This is a genomic window from Streptomyces scabiei 87.22, from assembly GCF_000091305.1.
In the GTDB taxonomy this organism is placed as follows: Bacteria; Actinomycetota; Actinomycetes; order Streptomycetales; family Streptomycetaceae; genus Streptomyces; species Streptomyces scabiei.
In genome coordinates this window covers 295,788-316,875 of the sequence record NC_013929.1, presented here as the reverse complement: position 1 = coordinate 316,875, position 21,088 = coordinate 295,788, and the positions used below count along the sequence as shown (strand labels likewise).

At 71.1% G+C, this 21,088-nt stretch carries 15 protein-coding genes and 2 pseudogenes; 9 read left to right on the top strand and 8 right to left on the bottom strand.

Annotation, left to right across the window (positions count from 1 at the left end; genetic code table 11):
• Window positions 1-301: 301 nt before the first annotated feature.
• Both SCAB_RS01320 and SCAB_RS46160 read right to left on the bottom strand, forming a co-directional pair.
• The gene (locus SCAB_RS01320) at window positions 302-1,036 is read right to left on the bottom strand and encodes a sulfite exporter TauE/SafE family protein (RefSeq protein WP_012998240.1); all 735 of its coding nucleotides are present in this window, start codon (window positions 1,034-1,036) and stop codon (window positions 302-304) included.
• 103 nt (window positions 1,037-1,139) lie between these two features.
• Window positions 1,140-1,286 (bottom strand): annotated as a pseudogene (locus tag SCAB_RS46160) (IS1380 family transposase); the annotation flags it as partial.
• 177 nt (window positions 1,287-1,463) lie between these two features.
• Here SCAB_RS46160 and SCAB_RS01315 point away from each other — a divergent pair.
• The 3 genes from SCAB_RS01315 to SCAB_RS01305 all read left to right on the top strand — a co-directional run bounded on the left by SCAB_RS01315 (window position 1,464) and on the right by SCAB_RS01305 (window position 8,345).
• Window positions 1,464-5,195: an nSTAND1 domain-containing NTPase gene (locus tag SCAB_RS01315; RefSeq protein ID WP_012998239.1), complete on the top strand. Its 3,732-nt coding sequence runs from the start codon at window positions 1,464-1,466 to the stop codon at window positions 5,193-5,195.
• 321 nt (window positions 5,196-5,516) lie between these two features.
• Complete coding sequence (locus SCAB_RS01310) at window positions 5,517-6,305, top strand: ribosome-inactivating family protein (RefSeq protein WP_012998238.1); 789 nt, start codon at window positions 5,517-5,519, stop codon at window positions 6,303-6,305.
• A 69-nt stretch (window positions 6,306-6,374) separates the two neighbouring features.
• A complete protein-coding gene (locus SCAB_RS01305; RefSeq protein WP_012998237.1) occupies window positions 6,375-8,345 on the top strand; it encodes a bifunctional glycosyltransferase 87/phosphatase PAP2 family protein in 1,971 nt (656 codons plus the stop codon).
• Window positions 8,346-8,540: 195 nt separating this feature from the next.
• On the opposite strand, the gene SCAB_RS01300 is transcribed toward SCAB_RS01305, so the two are convergent.
• Window positions 8,541-9,155 carry a hypothetical protein gene (locus tag SCAB_RS01300; protein ID WP_012998236.1) on the bottom strand — a complete coding sequence of 205 codons (615 nt, stop codon included), beginning with the start codon at window positions 9,153-9,155 and terminating at the stop codon, window positions 8,541-8,543.
• Entirely contained in the window at window positions 9,152-9,739 is a 588-nt protein-coding gene (locus tag SCAB_RS01295) for an RNA polymerase sigma factor (RefSeq protein ID WP_012998235.1), read from the bottom strand. The genes SCAB_RS01300 and SCAB_RS01295 overlap by 4 nt, the downstream gene beginning before the upstream one ends.
• A gap of 399 nt (window positions 9,740-10,138) precedes the next feature.
• On the opposite strand from SCAB_RS01295, the gene SCAB_RS01290 reads away from it, so the two are divergent.
• The 4 genes from SCAB_RS01290 (at window position 10,139) to SCAB_RS01275 (ending at window position 14,778) form a co-directional block, all read left to right on the top strand.
• A complete protein-coding gene (locus tag SCAB_RS01290) occupies window positions 10,139-10,939 on the top strand; it encodes a hypothetical protein (protein ID WP_037723566.1) in 801 nt (266 codons plus the stop codon).
• 786 nt (window positions 10,940-11,725) lie between these two features.
• Window positions 11,726-12,163 (top strand): NfeD family protein, encoded by a 438-nt coding sequence (locus SCAB_RS01285; protein ID WP_037723568.1) that lies wholly within the window; start codon window positions 11,726-11,728, stop codon window positions 12,161-12,163.
• A 29-nt stretch (window positions 12,164-12,192) separates the two neighbouring features.
• A complete protein-coding gene (locus SCAB_RS01280) occupies window positions 12,193-13,302 on the top strand; it encodes an SPFH domain-containing protein (protein WP_012998232.1) in 1,110 nt (369 codons plus the stop codon).
• Between the two features lie 204 nt (window positions 13,303-13,506).
• Window positions 13,507-14,778, top strand: a complete 1,272-nt coding sequence (locus tag SCAB_RS01275; RefSeq protein WP_012998231.1) for a DUF418 domain-containing protein — start codon at window positions 13,507-13,509, stop codon at window positions 14,776-14,778.
• Here SCAB_RS01275 and SCAB_RS01270 read toward each other — a convergent pair.
• Window positions 14,747-15,535, bottom strand: a pseudogene (locus SCAB_RS01270) (SGNH/GDSL hydrolase family protein); the annotation flags it as partial. The gene SCAB_RS01275 and the pseudogene SCAB_RS01270 sit on opposite strands and share 32 nt — an antisense overlap.
• A gap of 86 nt (window positions 15,536-15,621) precedes the next feature.
• Complete coding sequence (locus SCAB_RS01265) at window positions 15,622-16,842, bottom strand: DUF418 domain-containing protein (protein ID WP_037723656.1); 1,221 nt, start codon at window positions 16,840-16,842, stop codon at window positions 15,622-15,624.
• Between the two features lie 163 nt (window positions 16,843-17,005).
• Here SCAB_RS01265 and SCAB_RS01260 point away from each other — a divergent pair, with 163 nt between their 5' ends.
• Together SCAB_RS01260 and SCAB_RS01255 are read left to right on the top strand one after the other, a co-directional pair.
• Entirely contained in the window at window positions 17,006-17,701 is a 696-nt protein-coding gene (locus SCAB_RS01260) for a response regulator (protein ID WP_037723657.1), read from the top strand.
• Window positions 17,698-18,810, top strand: coding sequence for a sensor histidine kinase (locus tag SCAB_RS01255; protein WP_037723570.1), 1,113 nt, complete (start codon window positions 17,698-17,700; stop codon window positions 18,808-18,810). Before SCAB_RS01260 ends, SCAB_RS01255 begins: the two co-directional genes overlap by 4 nt.
• Before the next feature lie 138 nt (window positions 18,811-18,948).
• Here SCAB_RS01255 and SCAB_RS01250 read toward each other — a convergent pair whose 3' ends face one another.
• Both SCAB_RS01250 and SCAB_RS01245 read right to left on the bottom strand, forming a co-directional pair.
• Window positions 18,949-20,736, bottom strand: a complete 1,788-nt coding sequence (locus SCAB_RS01250; RefSeq protein ID WP_012998226.1) for an ABC transporter ATP-binding protein — start codon at window positions 20,734-20,736, stop codon at window positions 18,949-18,951.
• 73 nt (window positions 20,737-20,809) lie between these two features.
• Entirely contained in the window at window positions 20,810-21,025 is a 216-nt protein-coding gene (locus SCAB_RS01245) for a hypothetical protein (protein WP_037723572.1), read from the bottom strand.
• Window positions 21,026-21,088 lie beyond the last annotated feature (63 nt).

Below are 21,088 nucleotides of genomic sequence, written 5' to 3'. Positions count from 1 at the left end.
CAGGCTCTCGGGCCGACGCTCGGTCAAGAATGCCCGAGTGGCGTGCTGCCGCGTTGGCAATGTGTGCACGCTTCGTACGCGTTGCGTCTACTCGGCAGGGCCCCGCTCAGTACGGATGACGCGCTTGAAGGGGGTGACTTGAAAGGGGTGTTGCTCCCCGAGGTCGCCGCCGTCACCGGGGATGAGTGGGGGCGTGGCGGAAGCCGCGCGAAACCGCAAGACGCAGTCACGCCGAACCGGAGGCAGTCCGCGCAGGTGGACTGCTGCTCAACATCACCCGCCGGAGCGTGGAGGAGCGGCCTTACAGCATCCCGTGCATGCCCTTGACCAGAACGGACAGGCCGCCCGTCAGGGCCAGGGCGAAGATGAGGCGGCGCACCCACTCCTCGGGGATTCTCGATGCGAGTTGCTTGCCGAGCAGGGCGCCCGCCACCGTGGCGGCGACGGCGACCGACCAGGCAGGCCCGCTCAGGCGAGGCACACCATTGGCGGTCACCGAGAAGAGGTTCACCATGACGCCGTAGAATTGCGCGTTCGGCACGAACTCACGAACCGACCAGCCCGCATTGACCGCATACAGCGAATACGGCGGCCCGCCGACACCGGCGGCGGAATTCATGAAACCGCCCACAGCTCCCGCAGTCAAAGCCCCTCTGGTACCCGTAAGAGCCGGTATGCGCACGCCTCCCATGACGAAAGCGACAGCCAGGGTCACGAGCATGCCGATGGCGACCAGCAGTACGGGTTCGGGCAGCCGTGCCGCCGCCCAGGAACCCGCAGGCACCGTGCATCCTGCCGCGATGATCAAGGGAACCATGGCGTCGATCCGCACCAGCCGCCATCTGGTGGTGAGCCCCACGAGACTGATGGTGCCGGCCGCGAAATTGGCGAGCGCAACGCCCTGGGCCGTCCCGAGTATCAGAACAAGCGCGGGCACCGCGATGAGTGCAAAACCCATGCCGGTGAGCCACTGCACCGACGCACCCAGCATGACTATGCCGCCCAGCAGTAACTCGGCCGCCCCTACGGTCGCCACAGCCCACACCTACTGTCATCCAGGATGATCTACGCCATCCTCCCCAGGAGGTAACCGCGAACGCAACAGCCCGGTGCGGAAGTTCTGCACCTGGGCAGCGGAGGTTCGGCAGGAGTGCGAGCCGTTCGCGAGCTGTGGCGAGGTGGCTGATCCAGGGCCGGTGCCGGGCCAGGCGGAGGGTTCGCCGACGGCCGGTCGTCACGAGTTGCCCGGCCCTGGTGAGAAGGCGGCGACACGGTCGGCGGGGCTCCCGGCAGCTGGCCTCCACGACGGCTTCGGCACCGGCGAGCCGCCAGGGACGCGGCACCGCCTCCCTGAGCCACGGTGAACATCACAGTCGGAAAGGGTTTTCGCCCGAGGGAGGCGAAAAGTACCTTGGGCTGCTGATCAGCTCGCGGTTCCTGCGTGCGCGAAAGAGGCTTCACCGATGGGGCGTCCCGAACTCCCGGTCGACCCGGCGGCCGGTCCGGTGCAGCGGCTCGCGCATGATCTCCGGGAGCTGCGCCGTTCGGCGGGTGGCGTGTCGTACCGGACCATGGCGGAGAAGGCCGGGTTTTCGGTGACGACGCTGGCGAAGGCCGCGAGCGGCGAGCGACTGCCGTCGCTGGCCGTGCTCCAGGCGTATGTCCGGGCATGCGGCGCGGACGCCGACGCCTGGGAGGCGCGGTGGGCGGAGGCCGAGGCGCTGGCCGGGGAGGAGCGGCACGAGGACACCGACGCCACCCCGCCCTATCGCGGCCTGGCACGCTTCGAGGCGGACGACCGTGAGCTGTTCTTCGGCCGGGACCGGCTGATCGACGAGCTGAGCGCGCTGGCGTGCGGGTCCCCGTTCGCCGTCGTGTTCGGGGCCTCCGGCAGCGGCAAATCCTCCCTGTTGCGGGCCGGTCTGCTTCCGCAGCTGCAGGAGAAGATCGCGCAACAGGGGCGTACGGCGGTGCTCCGGATCCTCACTCCGGGAGACCGGCCCGCCACCACCTACGGCCATCTGCTGACACCGGAGGCCGACGACCCCGAGTGCTGGGTGGTGGTCGATCAGTTCGAGGAGGTCTTCACCCTCTGCCGCGAGCGCGCCGAACGGGACCGCTTCCTCGACCTCCTGCTCGCCGCGCGCGACCCGGGCAGCCGGCTGCGCGTGCTCATCGCCGTACGGTCCGACTTCTACGCTCGGTGCGCCGAGCACCCGCGGCTGGCGGAGGCGCTGCACGGCAGCGGGCTCCTGGTCGGGCCCATGACCGCGGACGGGCTGCGTGAGGCGGTGATCGGTCCGGCGCAGGCGGCCGGGCTCATCGTGGAGCGGACGCTGACCGCGCGGCTCGTCGAGGACGTGCTCGACGAGCCGGGCGGACTGCCGATGCTCTCCCACGCCCTGCTGGAGACCTGGCGGCGGCGCAAGGGACGGATGCTGACCCTGGCCGCGTACGAAGCGTCCGGCGGGGTGCGCGGCGCGATCGCCGCCAGCGCCGAGGAAGCGTATGGCGAACTCTCGCCGACGCAGGCGCACGCCGCCCGGCATCTGCTCCTGCGGATGGTCGAGCCCGGCCAGGGCAACGCCGACACCCGCCGCCCGCTCAGCTGGGAGGAAGTCGCCGGGTGGGAGGACCCCGACGTGCGGGCCGTCGCCGGGAGGCTGGCCCGGGCCCGGCTGCTGACCACCGACGACGACGGAGTGCAGCTCGCCCACGAGGCCCTCATCACCGGCTGGCCGCGGCTGCGCGAGTGGATCGACGCGGACCGGGAGCGGCTGCGCCACCACCGACAGCTGACCGACGCCGCCCGTACCTGGCTGGAGCACGACCGCGACCCGGGCACGCTCTACCGGGGCACCCGCCTGGCGCGGGCCGAGGAACTGTTCGCGGACGACGACGGTGGCCACGACGGTCTGACGTCCGAGGAGACGGCCTTCCTGGTCGCCGCGGCGCAGCAGCGGGCGGCGGAGGAACGGGCCGCCACCCGGGCCCGCCGCCGCAGCCGCACGCTCACGGTCTCGCTCTGCGCCCTGCTGGCGGTGGCCCTCGTCGTCGGCCTGACCGCCGTACGGCTGCGCCAGGACAGCGAGAAGCAGACCACCGACACGGCGGCCCGCCGGGTGGCCGCGGTCGCCGAGGCGCTGCGTACCACCGACCCGCGCACCGCGATGCTGCTCGGTGTCGCCGCATGGCGCACGTCCCCGCTGCCGGAGTCCCGCCGCGCCCTCCTCGGCGCACTGGCCCAGCGCGAACTGGGCACCTTCACCGATCCGGCGCCCGGCTCCACCCCCGAGCGGTTCCTGGACGCCTCCGGGCGCTCGCTGCTCAGCGTCGAAGGGGGAACCTGGCGGACCTGGAATATCGATACGCACCGGCGTATCGCCTCGGGACCGGCACCTCGGGGAACGCTGCTGGGCGCAACGCCCGGCGGCCGAGTGCTCGCCATCCTGAGCGCCGAAGGGGTCCGACGACTGTGGGACACCCGCGCGAGGCGCTGGATCGAAGCCTCCGTGGCGCCCGCGGACGTCGTGCGCTTCGGAGCCGGTGGCCGGAATTACCTGGTGTCGACCTCGGCTGACGCCCGGGCCGAGCTCCGCTCCCTGACGGACGGCCGTCTGGTCTTCCGGACCCCTTCGGCAGGCCGGGGGGAGCGGCTCGACGACGTGGCGGCCGACGACGACCGGCTGCTGGCCGTCTGCCCGAGCGGCAAGGCCCCGCAGGTCTGGGACACCGTCACACGCACCACCCGGTCCGGTGCCTGGACGAGCGCTCGCGGCGTCTGCGGCGACCGCACGTCCCTCTCGCTGGCCGGCGGCCGACTCCTCGCCCTCAGCGGGGACCGGGCGCGAGTCTGGGACACCGCGTCGGGGCGTCGGCTCGCCGACCTCAGGGATCCTGGCGCCTACCGTGCCGTCATGAGTCCGGACGGCTCGTTCCTGGCGACCGGCGGTGGCCAGGAGGTCAGAGTGTGGCGTCTGTCCACGCCCACCGCACCCGTTCTCCGGCACTCCCTGAACAACGAGTCGCTGTCCGATCTCGGCTGGGACCCCTCGCGGCCGCTGCTGCGGTACCTCGAAGGCGGCACGGTCCACACCCTCGACCTCACCACCACCCTCACCCGTGCCTGGCGCGCCAGGCCACTCACCGGCATCCGGCTCAGCCCCGACGGCAGGACACTCGCCACCGCCGAACGCGTCGGTGACCGCTACGTCTTCCAGCTCCGGAACACACGCGACGGCAGGCTCCTGCGCACCCTGCCGCCCTCGACACTTCCCGCCCCCGTCAACCGAGAGCTGCCCAGCTCCATAAACCTCACGCAACCTCTGCTGGCCTTCAGCCCCGACAGTCGCGCGCTCGCGTACGGGCTCTCCGACCCCGGTGTGGCGACGGCTCCCCAGCGTCTGACCCTCTGGGATCTGACCGCCGGGCGTACGAAGAGCACGGTGGACGTCGCCACGACGACGGCCGCGGCGCCCACGCACGCGATCGCCCTGGGTCCGGGCGGCCGTACGCTCCTCACCGCACGGGGAACCTTGGACGGCACCGTCAACGAGAAGTGGGACACCACGCGGCAGCGGAGGGCGGCGCTCCTGTCTGCCCCGGGCGGCGCTCACCTGGCCGTCAGCCCGGACGGCGGGCTCCTCGTGACCGACAACCGCCTGGTCCGAGGGGACCGGTCCCACGCCCAGGACCTCGTCCAGCACGACGACATCGGAGCGATCGCCTTCGCCCCCGACGGCTCCACCATGGCGGCCGGCGACGCGACAGGGCGGGTGGCCCTCTGGGACGGCGACCTCCGGCACCGAGCGGGCATCCTCAGGAACGTCTTTCCGGGGCCCGTCGATCAGTCCTCCGACTTGGCCGAGACGATCACGGCTCTCGCGTTCAGTCCGGACGGTCGCACGCTCGCCGTGGGCGGAAACGGAGGCACCGTCCAACTCTGGGACGTGGCGACCCAACAACCCCTCGGCCCTCCCCTGCCCACCCCTGGCGAGAGCATCGACACGCTTGCCTTCAGCCCGGACAGCACCACGCTGTACGCGGGCGGCATGCACGTCCCGCTCCAGCGGTACGTCATCGATCCAGACCGAGCGGTGTCCCTCGTCTGCGCCCGTGCAGGGAACACGGAGCTGACCCGCGCACAGTGGCGGACCCACCTTCCGGACCGGCCCTATCGGCGGGTCTGCCCCTGATCCTCGACGGCCGCGGAGCAGGGAAGCAGCCGGGCGGTCCCGCAGTCCTGATGCATGCTGCCGTGCCCGGGTCGTCGCCGCCGGCAGGCCGATCTGGGGGCCCGCCAGATGTTCCGCACGCGTCCGCCGACGCCACGACGGGGTGAAGCCGGCGCGTGGCGACAGGACGCCCAAACGGGCTCGTATCTGGCGGATATCGGTATGAATAACGCAGAATTCGAGGCTCCGGAGTTGTATGAGGCGGCAGAGGGGGCCTGCCAAACAACCTTCCGGCTGTGAGCGTGAGCAAGATCGCTGCACGTCGAACCACCGGAGCACCCCATGCCCACCAGCGTCCTCATCATGGTCGCCCTCTCCGTCCTTCTCGGGATTCTGGTGATCTTTCTTCCGCTCGGGGGCGCCGACGCATCCGCACCGACGACAGCGGATCGTAGGAAGACGGCCGAGACGGCCGAGACGGCCGAGACCGCCGACGGCCAGAGAAACGCTGACTTCCCACAGGTCCACTGGGACCTCGACCGGGGTTCGGGCGCCTATCTGGCCATGCTGGACCACCTGCGGAACCTCGCGGAGAACTCCGCACAGGGCCGCGTCACACCCGACGCCGACACCGGGGTCAATACCGGCATCCCCGACGACACGGAGCCCTGGGGCTTCGCCGGCATCGTGATCAGCTGTGACAACGACACCCCAGCGGTGCATGCGGTCGTACGGCTCAGCGACTTCTGCGTCGTGCGGTTCTACTCCGACACCCCACCCGGCATCGTTCTGAACCTCGCCTCCGACGTCGCCCACAGGGACGACACCACCGATGACGACTGGTTCCTGGGCAAGGAGGACTACGACACCCTCGCCCGCGTCGCGAACCAGCCGCTGACCTCCGTCGATCTGAGCCGGTCCAGCCTCGAGAACAGCCTCGGGGATCTCAGCTTCCGCGGCATCGACCGCACTGCTCAGGCACGCGGCGTGCTGCGGTACCTCATCGCCATCACCGAGGCCTCACGGCTGAGCCCCATCGCCCAGCGCATCGCGAGCGGCATGGACAATCGGTCCGACGTCTTCCTGACCGCGCAGCAGGTGGGCCTGATGCGCAACTGGGACAGATGCTGAGCGGCAGGCGTATCAGCAGTTGGCGGGGTCACGACGGGTCGGCGAACAGGGCGGGAAGGACGACGGGGCGTGGTGAGCGCGGAACAGACCGGACGGGGCGGTGCCGTCGGCACGGGTGCGGCGGTGGACCGGTTGGGGGCAGCACGAGCCGTGCTGTGGCTGGTCGCCGCGGTCCTGGCGGTGCGACAGGTCGCCGTCGCGCTGGGCACACCGAGGGGTGAGGCGCTCACGGACCTGACCCGGTTCACCGGCACGCCGTTCGGCGGACTCGTCCTCAAGCCCCTCACTCGAACGGCTGAAGAGGCTCTGGGTTGGGGCTGGACCTTCGGCACGCTGTTGCTGGTGGTCGCGCTCGGTCTGGTCGCGGCCCGTGCCCTGCCCGGGCCCGCCACGCGCCGTACGGCACTGTTGGCGGCTCCTGTGGCGATCACCTTGTTGATGCTGTCGTTGCCGGTGCGCAACACGCTGTATCTGGGCCAGACCAGTGTCCTGCCCGTTCTGCTGGTGCTCGTGGGCTGTTTCCTGGTGCGGGGCGAGCGCGCGGGCGGTGTCTGTGTGGGGCTGGCCGCGGCGTTCCAGCCGACGGTGCTGCTGTTCGTGGTGCTGTTGTGGTTCACCGACCGCCGGCGGGCCGCCGCGAGCACCGGGATCACGTTCGCCGCCGCCACGGCGCCGGCCTGGGTGGCGCTGCCGCACGACTCGTACACCTACTGGGTGCACCATCTGGCCGGTGTCGGCCTCGGCGGCAGGGCCGACGACCTCGCCAACCAGTCCCTGCACGGCGCCCTGCTCCGCTTCGGCCTCACCGGCCCGGCGGAGATCGCCCTCTTCCTCGCGCTGGCCGCTGCCGTGGCGGTCGTCGGCATGCGGCGGGCCGTCCACCACGCCCGCGACGGGCAGTTGCTGCTCGCCGTCGCGATCACCGGCTGCGTGGTGGTGGCGGTCTCGCCGACGTCCTGGCAGCACCAGCTGCTGTGGGTGCTGCTCACCGTGGTCGGCCGGGTCGGCACGAAGCAGTCCTCACGCTACGCCTGGCCCGTCGCGGTGGTCCTGGTGATGACACTGCCCGCGAAGATGATGGTCCCGAACGCGGCCGTCCTGCAGCCCCTGCGGGACAACGTCGTCCTGCTGGCCGCACTCGCCGCCGCACTCCTGGTGCCGTTCCTCTCCCGCACCTCGCAGCACTACCGCACCCCGATTCCCACCCGGTACGCCCCCAGGCCGCAGACGCGTCTTCGCTGGGCCCCGCTGCTGCGGCGGGTGGCCACCCGTCCGAACCTGCTGCTGGAGCTGCTGCTGATCCGGGTCACGTATGCGGCCTACCAGCGCACGCGGCTGGAGGCGACCGGCAGCCGGGCCGCCGCCGAGGAGCACGCCGGGCAGATCCTCGCGGTCGAGAGGGTGCTGTTCCTGGACGTGGAGCACTGGTTCAACCACACGGTCGTCCGGATCGGCTGGCTGCGGGGCTTCTTCGACTTCTACTACACCTCGTTCCATTTCGTGGTCCCGCTGACGGTCCTCGGCGTCCTGTACTGGCGCCGTCCGGCGGACTACCGCTGGGCCCGCACCGCGATCGGTTTCACCACGGTGCTGGCGCTTGTCGGGTTCTTCTTCTATCCGCTGGCGCCGCCGCGGCTGATGCCCGGCCTGGGCATCATCGACACCATCCACGGCGTTCAGGACTTCTCCCGCCCGGACTACGGCAGGCTGACGGAGGTGGCCAACCAGTACGCCGCGATGCCGTCCCTGCATTTCGGCTGGTCACTGTGGTGCGGGCTGACCATCGCGATCGTCGCGCCGAGGGTGTGGATGAAGGTGCTGGGGCTGCTGCATCCCTTCTTCACGGTCCTGGCGATCGTGGCGACCGGCAACCACTGGGTCCTCGACGCGGCGGGCGGCGCGGCGGTGGTCGGCGCGGGCTTCGGTCTCACCTACCTCCTGACGGGACCGCGAACGGCGCTGGGCAAGGACGACAGGAAGACGGACGAGGGGGTCCCGCGGACCGCAGTAAGCAGCCCGCCCGATCCCGTCCGCGGTTGACAGTCGGCCGGGTTTGGCGCGGTGGTGTCGCCCACCAGGCCCCTTGGCCGCCGCTACGGGGGCCGTTGGTCCAGGTCGGCTGTGACGGCGTCCGAGCCGCTCTGGCTGAACGGTGGCGAGCGGTGGGCTCGCGGGCTGCACCACCCGGAGCGCCCCGGACCGCCGTCACATGTCAGCCGACTCGAACCGTCGGCCTCAGCCGCCCACCACGGGCTTCGAGCCGATGGCCGCGCAGGCCGCCTTCTTCGTCGGGTAACCGTCCGCCGGATAGATCACCGGCCCGCCGAGTCTCTTGCGGCCGTCGGTGGCGGAGGACTCGCCGTCGTCGGGCTGAGCGTCGGGGTGGTAGCAGGCCGCGAACCGGGTCGGCTTGGGGTACTTGGGCGCGGTGCCCGGTGCGGACTGGTTCCACAGTCGGTCCCAGGCCACGGCGCAGGAACGTGCCGCGTTCTGCGGGTCGAAATCCTTCATGTCCTTGATCGGCAGCTGGCTCAGGTCCGCCTCGGGCGACAGCGTGCGCGCACAGACGACATCGCGCCCGCCCTCGCTCCAGGGCCCGAGAGTGGCTACGGCAGCAGTGGTGGCACCGCCCAGGAGGGCGGCCGTGACCGCACCCACCATGAACAGGTGCCGGCGCCTTCCTGCACCGGCCGTGCCGTGCGGCTGCTCGGTACGTCGCAGGATGTCACGCAGGACGGCCCGGCCGTCGGCGGATGCCGCCCAGCCGTCGGTGTCGTCGTCGGAGGGCCGCAGGGCTCGGATGGCGGCGAGGTCGGATCCCCGACCGTGCTGGGTGACGGTCGGCTTCATGCTGACTCCCTGTGGGTGAGGTGGGACTGGGGAAGAGCGCCTCGGGTCTGCTGTACGTGGACCGGAGGGGGCAGCGCTGCCCTGAACCGCTTGCGTGCCCGGTGCAGGCGCACGGCGAAGGTGGGGGCCGTACAGCCCAGGACCACGGCCGCCTGCCTGGCCGTCAGGCCGTACCAGGCACTCAGCACGAGTACCTCCCGGTCCTGCTCGGACAGCGCCGACAGCGCGGCGGCCACCTCGGCACGCGCCCCTATCGTGTCCGCGATCTCCGAGGTCTCCGGTCTGTCGGCCATCACCGCCAGGCGCGCGGTCAACGCGTGGTGCCGCTGGTCGGACCGCACACGGTTGGCGAGCAGCCGCCGTGCCGAGGCGAGCAGCCACGGCAGGGCATCGTCGGGTACGGATCCGGACTTGCGCCAGGCCAGCACGAAGGTCTCCGAGAGGATGTCCTGAGCTGTCTCGCGGTCCGTACGGTGCAGCAGATACGCCAGGACCCGATCGGCATGGGCCGTATACAGGGCTTCCAGGGCCCGGTGTCCGGCCGGGTCACCGAACTCCCCAGCGGTCGTTCGTCGTCGTCTCACAGGATCTCCATGTTCCGTCCATCAGTGGCCGTCACTGGGGAGATGTACGGCCGGGCCGGATCTCTTACAGCCTCTACGCACCCGGCCGCATCACGGGGCTGCAACCGGGCACTTCCGGCGTCCTCCCTCGCCGGTGCGGTCGGCATCCCGACCCTGGCCCCCTACGCGGCCGGCAAGGGCGGCATCAACCAGCTCGTGCGCACCCTCGCCCAGGGTGGCAAGCGTCCATTCGCTGCACAGGAGCGCCGAAGTGATCATCTGCGGGCGTTTCACCGACAGAGCTGGTGCGAACCACGGGGTGACGGCGGAACAGGTCCCAGAGCTGCCGAGCCGCCAACGTGAGCGACACCCGCGGGCACGTTAGGCTGCGGTTCTGCGGTGGGTTGTGGGGGGTGTGGCATGGGGCAGCGGGGGATATGGACGGCCGTGCTCGGCGCGGCCATGGTGGTCCTCGTCGGCTGCGGTTCCCAGACCGCCGAGACCGCCGAGACCGAGGAGGCGGCGACAGGCTCGGGCACGGCCTCCGTCTGGACGCTCTCCGCTCCGATTCGCATCGACGGCGTCCGTACCGCCGACGGCGGCCGGTCTCTGGTGGTCGATGCCGAAGTGCCCGACGGGGCACGCGACTGCGTGCGCAGCCTGCGCGGTGAGCTCGATACCGTCGAGCACGGCACGGTATACGTGAAGGTCACGTACGAGACCCGTTCCCAGGACCAGGCTTCGGGCTGCACCGACACGCAGCGAGTCAAAGCGACGGTGAAGCTGAGCGAGCCCCTGGGCTCCCGCAAGGTCATGGTGAACAGCATGGACGTGTACACCCCCGTCGGTGCCACGCCGCCCGCCCTGCGGCGGTGCGGTGAGAACGGCTGTGACCCCACGCCGCCGCGCTGCACCTCGTCCTCGTACCAGCAGGCGGTCAACGACACGGACATCCCCGAGCACACGAGCTGGGAGGAACGCGGCTGTGACGGCACGTGGCTGGTGCTGGACCTGTCGACCCGGATGGGGGCGGCCTGCGGTGACGCCGGCGACGGATGCTCCTCCTCCGGTGTCTCCCAGCGCTGGTTCTACCGGGCCGCGTCCTCGGGCTGGCGGCCGGTCGCCACGAGCGGCGATGCGGGGTGCGCCGGGATCCACCGAGTCCAGCCGGAACTGCCCGAGCACCTTTGTGCGTCGCTGCCGCGACTCGACCGCGACTGATTCCCCGAGCCTGCCGGCTGCAGGAGCAGGATCATTTTGCGGATTCACCGACCCGCGCGAGTTGCTGCCCGCGGCGGCTGCCGCCCAGAAGCCGGGCCGGCGGCTCGTGTTCGCGATTCTCGCCCACCACCTGAGCGGGACACCCGCCCAGCCCGATGTGTGGGCCGCCGAAGTCCCGGCGAAGACACCGGGCAACCCAAAGCCCCGCTGCGCCGCTGGGTGCCGGGCGCTCCCGGAACACATCCGGACCTGGCTGATCGACGAAGCCGGATGCACCGGTATCACCGCCGACATACTGCCCGCAGCGATCAACGGGCCGCGCCCCGCTGCCACTCTGCTGGTGGGCGCGAACCGATCGTCAACCGATCGTCTTGACGACTGCCCCAGCGACATCGCAGATGCCACCGGGCGCCACTCGGCCCTCATCGCCGCGCCCGGGCACGGCGTCGTCAAGCGGGAGAAGGAGCAGACCGCCCGGGGCGGACCTTGCCCGCCCGGTTCGTGGCGACGGGTTCGGCGGCCTCACTGCCACCCCGTCCCAGCGATCAGACTAGCGCCGGGGCCGTGGAGGAGCGGCGCCGCGCCCGCGCCACGGCTGGTCACCGGCTCGTACGCGGCGACGCCGACGCGCGGGCCTGCGCCGCCCTCGATCAAGCCGCCTGGGCCGTCACCTTCTCCGATCAGGGCACGCCCCTCCACCGCGCAGAAACCACGGTTGCCGTGTCTGTCTGTCCGGCGTTCCGGAAGGTAGCTTGGTGGAGAAAGCCCCTTGAGGAGGGCGATTCGATGCCGTGGTTGTTCTGGCTGATCGCCGCCGCGGCGCTGGGTGCCGCGGAGTTCTTCACCCTGACCCTGGTCTTCGGGCTGCTTGCGGGCGCCGCGGTGGTCGCCGCCGTGGTCGCCGGCGTGGGCATCGGCCTTCTCGGTCAGCTCGTGGCCCTCGCGGCGGCCTCGGCGGCGGGTCTCCTGATCATGCGTCCTGTCGTGCTGCGGCACATGGCACAGCAGCCGCTCGTGCGCGACGGCACCGACGCGCTGATCGGCAGGCGGGCGGAGGTGATGCAGGAGGTCACCGCGACCCGTGGGCTGATCAGGCTCTCCGGCGAGGAATGGTCCGCCCGCGCCCTCGACGAGAGCCTCGTCATCCCGGTGGGGGCATTGGTGGACGTCATGGAGATCGAAGGGGCCACGGCCATCGTCTACCCCCGCGAACTCCTTCCGTGAGCGGCTGAACACACAGCAACGGAGGCACAGTGGATCCCGTCGTCATCCCCCTCCTCGTCGCGGCCATCGTCGTCGTCTTCCTCGTGGCCTCCAGCGTGCGGATCGTCCCGCAGGCGCGCCGCTACAACGTCGAGCGGTTCGGCCGGTACCGGCGGACGCTCCAACCCGGACTGAACATGGTCGTGCCGGTGGCGGACCGCATCAACACCAAGCTCGACGTGCGCGAGCAGGTCTATTCGTCCGACCCCAGGCCGGTGATCACCGAGGACAACCTCGTGGTGAACATCGACACGGTGCTCTACTACCAGATCACCGATCCGCGGGCCGCGGCCTACGAGGTCGCCGACTACCTCCAGGCGATCGATCAGCTCACCGTGACCACGCTGCGCAATGTCATCGGCAGCATGGACCTGGAGGAGACGCTCACCTCGCGTGAGGAGATCAACTCCCGGCTCCGTGCCGTCCTCGACGACGCCACCGGCAAGTGGGGGATCCGGGTCAACCGCGTCGAGATCAAGGCCATCGATCCGCCGGCCACCATCAAGGAGGCGATGGAGAAGCAGATGCGGGCCGAGCGTGACAAGCGGGCGGCCATCCTGCATGCCGAGGGGGAGCGTCAGGCCAAGATCCTCACCGCGGAAGGCACCAAGCAGAAGGACATCCTGGAGGCACAGGGCGCGCAGCAGGCCATGATCCTTCGGGCGGACGGTGAGGCCAAGGCGGTGGAGCTCGTCTTCCAGGCCGTCCATCGCAACAACGCCGACCCGAAGGTGCTGGCCTACAAGTACCTGGAGACGCTTCCGCACCTGGCGAACAGCGACAACAACACGTTCTGGGTGATCCCGGGGGAGCTGACCGAAGCGGTCCGCACCGTCACCCGAGCCTTCGGTGACGAGTCGACGACGGTCACACCGACCCCCGGGCAGCCGGAGAGAGCGGCACCTGCCGATGATCACGACACCCCGGGCGGCATCGGGGCCCCACAGCTGGAGGCGGGCTCCCTGGTGGCCCTCGACGCCGCTGCCGCGGCGGACGAGGCCGGGAAGCAGGCCGCCGCGGCGGTCAGCGACGCCAAGGCGGAGGCCGAGGCCGCGAAGCCGGCCCAGGCGCCCCGCCGGGCACGGACATCTGACGAGTGAGCCGCCTCGGCGGATGCGGGGCAGACGCGTTGCGGGTGCGGTGGACAACGCCTGCACGGAGCGGGACGGTTGACAGTACGGGCCCGCCGCCTGACCGGGCTGTGCTGTTCCGCCGGTCGGCGGGGTGGTGCCTGCCGGTCGGCGGGGGCGTCACCGCAGCCTGTCGGGTGGTCTGCCTCGTGCAGGCACCGAAGGATCCTGCGTATGACACAGATAAAGCCACCGCCAGAGGAAACAGCCGCGCAGGAGCCCTCGCCTCCACGGCCGCGCGCCTCGTCCGAGTCCGTCGGTCAGATCTCCGGACCCTCCCTGGGGCGCCTGGTCGGGGTGGATCTGGCCCGTGCGCTGGCGGTGTTCGGCATGTACATCGTGCACATCGCTCCGATGACGTCGGCCTCGGGCAGCGTCGGCAGCTGGGTGTACTTCCTGGCCGAGGGACGCTCGTCGGCCCTGTTCGCCACCCTCGCCGGGTTCTCGCTGATGCTGATCGCCGGCCGCCGCGAGCCGAAGACCGGCCTGGCGGGCCGCCGGGCGAAAGCCAGGATCGCGATCCGTGCCGTGATCCTGCTGGCGCTGGGCACCGTATTGGCCATGGAGTACGGGGACATCATCATCCTCGCCTATTACGGCGTCTACTTCCTCCTCGCGCTGCTCCTGGTGCGGCTGAGCGCCAGGACGCTGGCGCTCGTCGCGGCCGGGATCGCGATCGTCATGCCGCAGCTGGCGTTCGTCCTGAAGATGTGGCTCAGCGACTCCGTCCAGCAGAGCATCAACGCCTACGACCCGCTGGAGCGACTCAGCACCGTGGGCGTACTCGATCTGCTGCTCACGGGCCTGTATCCGACCATCACCTGGATGACCTTCGTGGTCGCAGGCATGGCGCTGGCCCGCCTCGATCTGTCCGCCGTCGCCGTTCAGCGGCGGCTGGCCGCGCTCGGTGCCGGCCTCGTCGTGGGCGCCTACGGCCTGTCCATGCTGCTGGCGGGCACGGACGCGGTGTGGAGCCTGGGAGGAGGCGGTGGGCCGTCCAGCGGCTCCGGGCCGAAGCCCATGGGGAGCGGCTCCGGGCCGGGGTCCATGGGCGATGGGTCCGGCGGGCCCGAGCTGTCGGCCTCCGACCTGCTGGGGGCCGTGGCGCACACCGGTACCACCTTCGACACTCTCGGCTGCGTGGGTGCTGCGATCCTCGTGATCGTGGGATCGATGGCGGCGATGGACCGCCTGCCGCGCGTGCGATGTCTGGCGCAACCGGTCATCGCCGTGGGCACCATGTCCCTGACGGCCTACGTCGGCCACTTCCTCGCACAGTCCGCGTGGCCCGCTTCCGGCGCCGGCACCACGACGTCCTGGGTACCCGTGCTGATCTACATCCTGGGGGCGATCGTGTTCGCCGTGATCTGGTCCCGATTCTTCCGCCGGGGTCCACTGGAGTACCTCCTCAACAGCACGACCAAACTGGCGAACCGCGTCCGCTGAGGGCGGACGGCGTCTCAACCGGGCTCATGGCGGTCCAAGCTGCGGGCACGCGGGCAGGGTTCTTCAGCCAACCGGCTCTGCCCGCGGCTTGGACGCCGCGGTGGAAGGCGTCTGCCATCTTCTGATAGCCCGAGTCGTCGGGATGCAGTGGGTCAGCCAGGTCGGCCGTGGTCAAGCCGCTCATGTCGACGTAGGCGACGCGCTTGCCTGCGCCCTGCGCGTCGCTGACGACTTGGCGGACTGCCTGGTGGTACGCGCCCCGCCACTGCTCCTCCGTGCTGCTGGTGGACACGATCAGGGAAGCGACGAGCACGGTTGCGTCGGGGACGCGGGCGGTGATCCGGTGGACCAGCGACCTCAGCCGGGTGACGGCGGTGTCGACCTCGGAGGCCCGGCGGAGGTCGTTGGTACCGATGTGCAGTGTCACGACGTCGGGCCGGTAGCGCGTCAGCGAGGCGTCGGCGAGTGCGGCGATCTGGTCGATGCGATAACCGGAATGGCCTTCGTTGCCGGGGTCGGCCATCGAACCGTTCCGCCCCGAGCCCACGAAGTCCAGCGGATGGCCGTCCGCAGCGAGCTCGCTCCACAACGGTCCCCGGTAGCCGTTGCCCGTACTGCTGCCCACACCCCACGTGATCGAGTCGCCCAAGGGCATGACCCGCAAAGGCGTGTCGTAGGCGGGTGCCACATCCGCCGCTGCCACCGCGACCGCGGCGGCGACAAGCGTGACCAAGGGCAGAGACCAGCACTTTCTCATGGAGTTCCTCCCTTTCGCGGGTGGTTCGAGTGGTTGATGAGTCAGCGGGGCCCCGACGGACCCGGGCGCGCTTCTGCTGATGCGTGCTACCGGATGCGTCGGGCGATCCCGGTCGCTCTGCCCATCAGCCATTCGAGTGGCCCCCGCTCGAAGAAGCGGGACCAGAGGGTGGCGAGGAGGGTGATGGACGCGATGAAGCCGAGCAGGACGTACAACGGCGGAACGGCCAGGGCCTCGGTGTCCAGGAGCCAGATGGCCACGATGTGGTAGACGTACGCGGTCAGTGACATCGAACCGACCGCGATGACGGGCTTGGCCAGGCGGCGCAGCCGTGGGAAGGCGTCCATGGCGGCCAGGCATGCGGTGATCACCAGGATCGCCACACCCGTGGCGGCCACGATGGACAGGGTCGCTTCGCTGTGCGGGGCTGAGGCCAGCATCCCGGCAGGGGTGTCGCCGAAGATGCCGATGCTGTCGGGCGACACGGACGGCACGGATGACCCGGACGACATGCCCGCCCTCTCTTCGGCCTTCCGGACGGCTTCGGCGGCACCGGGCACGAGACGCACCGCCAGCCAGGAGCCGCCGTAGCCGGTGACGGCGAGGGCGGCGCCGGTGAGGGCAAGGCGTATCCGAACGGCCGTGGCAGCCAGGTCGCAGCGGGCGACAGCCATACCGGCGATCACGAACGGGACCCAGGTCAGGGCCGGATAACCGCCGGTGAAGAACAGTGAGACGGGGCCGTCGGCCTGGCCGTAGGAGAGGAACACGCGGCCGCCGAACACCGGCTTCAGCGCGTACAGCAGCTGCGGACCCACCAGGGCCCACCCCACGGCGATCAGTGCCAGGGGCTTGGCGCCCAGCCGGTACAGCGGCAGCACGAGCAGGAAGAACAGCCCGTAGAAGGCGAGGATCGGCACCACCGGGGTGCCGGTCAGGGTCAGGGCCGTACCCAGGGCCACCAGGATCACGGCCCTGATGATCACCTTGGCGACGGCCTGCCGTCCGGCCGGGCCGGTCCTCGGTGTGCGGCGGCCGGTGATGAGGGCGACCGCGAATCCGGCCAGGACGGCGAACAGGGCGGAGGAGCGGCCCTGCGCCAGCTCCATCAGGAAGCCGATGACCCCGCCCTGGCTCGGGGCAGGGCCCACATGGACCGCGTACATGCCGAAGACGGCCAGGCCGCGGGCCAGGTCCAACCCGATCAGCCTGCCCACCCCGGGCGTACCGGTCGAGGGCTCGCCACGCCCGCTCTCAGGGGACGCGGGATCGGACGTGAGCAGCGTGGAGTCCGGGTCAGGAGTCATGAGACCCAGGCTGGAGATCGGGCCGATCATGGACTATCCGGCAGAAGGCTGCCGTGTCCCTGCCGACTGGTGGGAGCTACCCCGCCGTGTGGCTGGAGCTGCCACCCGCCGGGCCGCAGGAGCTCTGCGTGGCTTTATGGTCGATTCGGCAGGGGCCGGACGGATGAACGAAGGTGAGGCGGAGCGCGTGATCCGGGTAGTGGTGGTCGACGACGAGGCACTGGTGCGCTCGGGCTTCGAACTCATTCTGGGCGCGTCCGAGGACATCGAGGTCGTCGCGACCGCGGGCGGCGGCCACGCGGTGGAGACCGTCCGACGGGAGCGGCCGGACGTCGTGCTGCTGGACATCCGGATGCCGGACGTCGACGGACTCACCGTGCTGCGCGAGCTGCGGACGATGCCGGATCCGCCGGTGGTGGCGATGCTGACGACGTTCGACGCCGACGAGTACATCCTCACCGCGCTGCACTCCGGCGCGGCCGGTTTCCTGCTCAAGGACACCGAGCCGGAGCAGCTCGCCCACCTCGTGCGGACCCTGGTCGCCGGCGGTGTGGTGCTGTCGCCCAAGGCCTCACGGACGCTGCTGCACAGTCACTCCGGCACCGGGGCGGCGGTCGACGAGGAGGCGGCCCGGGTCCGGCTGCTCACCGCGCGGGAGCGTGACGTCCTGGTCCTGGTGGCGGAGGGACTGTCGAACGCGGACATCGGGGCGCGCGTCCATCTGGGGGCGGGCACGGTCAAGGACCACGTCAGCGCGATCCTCGGCAAGCTGCGGGTGGCGAGCCGGGTGCAGGCCGCGCTGCTGGCGCAGCGGGCAGGGCTGCTCGACGAGCACACCCGGTCGGGGGCCGGCCGATGAGCCGTGCACGTGCCGTGTGGCAGCGGGTTCCCGCGCCGGTCGTCGACATCGTTCTGGTGGTGGCGGCGGCCGTGGACGTACGGGTGGTGAGCATGTGGGGGGAGACGCGCCTCGAGATGGTGCTGGCCGCCGTCGGCTGCGTCGCGCTGGCGTTCCGGCGCCGGTTCCCGCTCGGCGTGTTCCTGCTCACCCTGCCGATCGCGCTGATGCAGGAGATCGCCGTGGCCGTGCTCGCGGCGCTGTTCACGCTGGCCGAGCGCTCCCGCAACCGCCGCCTTCTCGCGGTGTGCGTCGTCCTGGCCGCCGTCGCGAGCAGCGCTCCCTGGCCCCTGGCCGCGGCGGACCGGACCATGACCCTGGTCTTCTTCGTGTACTGCCTGGCGACCAGCGTCGCCCCGGTCCTGTTCGGGCAGCTCCTCCAGGCGCAACGGGACCTGGCGCGGCGGCTGGTCGAGGTCGAGGAGGCCAGGGAGCACGAGCGCACCCTGCACGCCCAGGCCGTGCTCGCCCGCGAACGCGCCCAGCTGGCCCGCGAGATGCATGACGTGGTCTCCCACCAGGTCAGCCTGATCGCCGTACGCGCCGGGGCGTTGCAGGTCGCCACCAAGGACGAGGATGCCAAGGAGGCTGCCCGCACGATCCGTTCGCTGAGCGTCACCACCCTCGACGAGCTGCGCACCATGGTCACCCTGCTGCGTGCCTCCGGCGGCAGGACCACCGAGCTCACCCCGCAGCCCACGCTGGCCGACCTGCGCAAACTGGTGGCGTCCAGCGGCACTCACACGGAGCTGACGGGTGAACTGCCGCCCACCGTGGGCACACCCGCCCAACGCGCCCTCTACCGCACGGTCCAGGAAGCCCTGACCAACGTCCGCAAGCACGCGCCCGGCGCCGACGCACGCGTCGAGCTGTGGCAGGACGGTGACGGCATCGGGGTGACCGTCACCAACAGCCCTCCTACACGCCCCTCCCTCTCCTTGCCCGGCTCGCAGCAGGGCTTGGTCGGTCTGCGGGAACGGGCCGACATCCTGCACGGCACGCTGGACGCCGGACCGACTGCGCAGGGCGGTTACCGGGTGCGGCTGAGGGTTCCCCTCAACACGGACTGACATGCTGCGGCTTGCGGCTTGCGGTGCACAGACGCACGCGTTATCCGCAGCCGCTAGCGGACGACGGCACCCTGAACTGCGCTACGTCAGCTCGCCAGGCGAACAGGCCCCGGCCCACCAGCAGCACGGTGTGAGGGGTCATCGGGCGGGGGCCAGGAGCTGAGTGGCCGCCAGTTGTGCGTACAGCGGGTCCTCGGTCACCAGTTCCTCGTGGGTGCCGACGGCGCGGACCCGTCCGGCGTCCATGACGACGATCCGGTCGGCGCCGGTCACCGTCGACAGACGGTGGGCCACCACCAGCACGGTGGTCTCGCGGGCCACCTCCGTGATGACGTCCCGCAGCGCGAGCTCGTTGACGGCGTCGAGCTGCGAGGTCGCCTCGTCCAGGAGCAGCAGCCGGGGCCGCCGCAGCAGGGCGCGAGCGATGGCGACGCGCTGCCGTTCGCCGCCCGACAGCTTCGAACCGCGGTGTCCGACCGGGGTGTCGAGGCCGTGGGGCAGGCGCTCGACGAGGGCATCGAGCCTCGTCCGGTCCAGGACTTCACGGATGTCGTCGTCCGTCGCGCCGGGCGCCGCGAAGACCAGGTTCTCCCGCAGGGTGCCTGCCAGCACCGGGGCGTCCTGCTCCACGTACCCGATGGCGGACCGCAGTTCGGCCAGGGACCAGTCCCGGACGTCCTTGCCGTCGACGAGGACCCGGCCGCCGGTGGCCTCGTGGAACCGTTCGATGAGCGCGAACACCGTCGACTTGCCCGCACCGGAGGGACCGACGAAGGCCGTCGTCCCGCTGCCCGGAACCTCGAAGCTCACCTGCTGGTGGACATGCGGGAGGCCGGAGCGGTAGCGGAAGGACACGTCCTCGAAGCGGACCGACGCCGGACCGGACGCCGCCGCCCCCTGCTCGGGCAGGCTGACCGGTGCACGGTCGGCCGGCTCGGTCGCCAGGTGGTCCACCTGCGTGATCCGGGAGATCGCTGCCGCCCCCTCCTGGTAGGAGGACACGGCTTCGACCAGCCTGGAGACCGGCTCGATCAGGTAGAAGAGGTAGAGCAGGAAGGCGATGAGGGTCGAGACGGGAATCTCGCCGGACGCCACCCGCGCCCCGCCGACCCCGAGCACCGCCAGGAACGCGAGCTGGACGGCGAGTTCGTCGGCCGAGCCGGCCACGGCCTCCCACTTCGCGCTCTTCACACCGTGCCGCCACGCCCGCCGCGCCGCCGCGTCCACCCGGGCGGTCTCCCGCGCCTCGGCACCGGACGCCTTCACCGTGCGGAAGGCCCCGAAGGCCCGCTCCAGCGCGACGGAGATCTCCCCGACCGCCTCCTGCGAACGTTCGGTGGCCCGCGCGATCCTCGGCATCACCAGCAGGGTGGCCCCGCCGACCAGCACGACCACACCGAGCGTCACGCCCAGCAGCACGACGTCCAGGAACGCCATCATCACGACCGCCGCGACGAAGGCGACCGCGCCCGTGGCCGCGGAGACGACCGCCTGCGTGCTGACCGCCCGCAGCAGGGTCGTGTCCGAGGTGACGCGGGACATCAGATCGCCCGGCGGGATCCGCTCCCACTCCGCGATCCGCAGCCGCAACAGCCGCCCCACCACGGTGCGCCGGGCGGCCAGCACCACCGACTCCGCCGTCCGCTCCAGCACGTACGCGCCGAACGCCTCCACGGCGGTGCCGAGCACCACCAGGACGGTGAGGGCGATCAGGATCCCGGTGATGGTCCCACCTGACGCCAGCCGGTCCACCAGCGCCTTGGTGGCCAACGGCTGCAACAGCCCTCCGGCGGCGCCCACCAGGGCGCACAGCAGACCGAGGGCGACGGCCCAACGGTGCGGCCGGACATACGTGTACAGCGCTCTGACCGTCTCCCGGGCAGACAGGGACGTCTCATCCGTCGTCGGGGCGGATGCGGTGTTCACAGCTTTCCTTCCTTCTGCGGTCCGTCCGGCGCCGCGACAGGCTGCGGCGGGCCGGGCGTGATCGTGTGGCGGTTCAGCGGACGAGTCCGGCGGTGCCCGAGGAGAGGGCACGCACCAACGCTTCGGGTATCTCAGGGCGTACGACGAGCAGGACGAGGGCGCCCGCCCCCAGCACCAGGCCGAGGAACTCCAGGAAGTCGCCCCCGCGAGGGACCACGTCATGCCCCGGTTCGTCGGCCGGTGGGGGGAGGGGGGTGTCGGGCTCCTTGCGCCGCGCACGGTGTGTCATGCCTCCAGCCTGCGAGCCCGTCCGCCCCGCGCCCATCCGGCAACCGTCGGGTCCACCCCCGCC

What these genes read in the sequence shown, in the direction of transcription:
- SCAB_RS01315 (WP_012998239.1), top strand. Translation starts at nt 1,464, where the DNA reads ATGGGGCGTCCCGAACTCCCGGTCGACCCGGCGGCCGGTCCGGTGCAG.
- SCAB_RS01310 (WP_012998238.1), top strand. Translation starts at nt 5,517, where the DNA reads ATGCCCACCAGCGTCCTCATCATGGTCGCCCTCTCCGTCCTTCTCGGG.
- SCAB_RS01300 (WP_012998236.1), bottom strand. Translation starts at nt 9,155, where the DNA reads ATGAAGCCGACCGTCACCCAGCACGGTCGGGGATCCGACCTCGCCGCC.
- SCAB_RS01290 (WP_037723566.1), top strand. Translation starts at nt 10,139, where the DNA reads ATGGGGCAGCGGGGGATATGGACGGCCGTGCTCGGCGCGGCCATGGTG.
- SCAB_RS01285 (WP_037723568.1), top strand. Translation starts at nt 11,726, where the DNA reads ATGCCGTGGTTGTTCTGGCTGATCGCCGCCGCGGCGCTGGGTGCCGCG.
- SCAB_RS01275 (WP_012998231.1), top strand. Translation starts at nt 13,507, where the DNA reads ATGACACAGATAAAGCCACCGCCAGAGGAAACAGCCGCGCAGGAGCCC.
- SCAB_RS01265 (WP_037723656.1), bottom strand. Translation starts at nt 16,842, where the DNA reads ATGACTCCTGACCCGGACTCCACGCTGCTCACGTCCGATCCCGCGTCC.
- SCAB_RS01260 (WP_037723657.1), top strand. Translation starts at nt 17,006, where the DNA reads ATGAACGAAGGTGAGGCGGAGCGCGTGATCCGGGTAGTGGTGGTCGAC.
- SCAB_RS01255 (WP_037723570.1), top strand. Translation starts at nt 17,698, where the DNA reads ATGAGCCGTGCACGTGCCGTGTGGCAGCGGGTTCCCGCGCCGGTCGTC.
- SCAB_RS01245 (WP_037723572.1), bottom strand. Translation starts at nt 21,025, where the DNA reads ATGACACACCGTGCGCGGCGCAAGGAGCCCGACACCCCCCTCCCCCCA.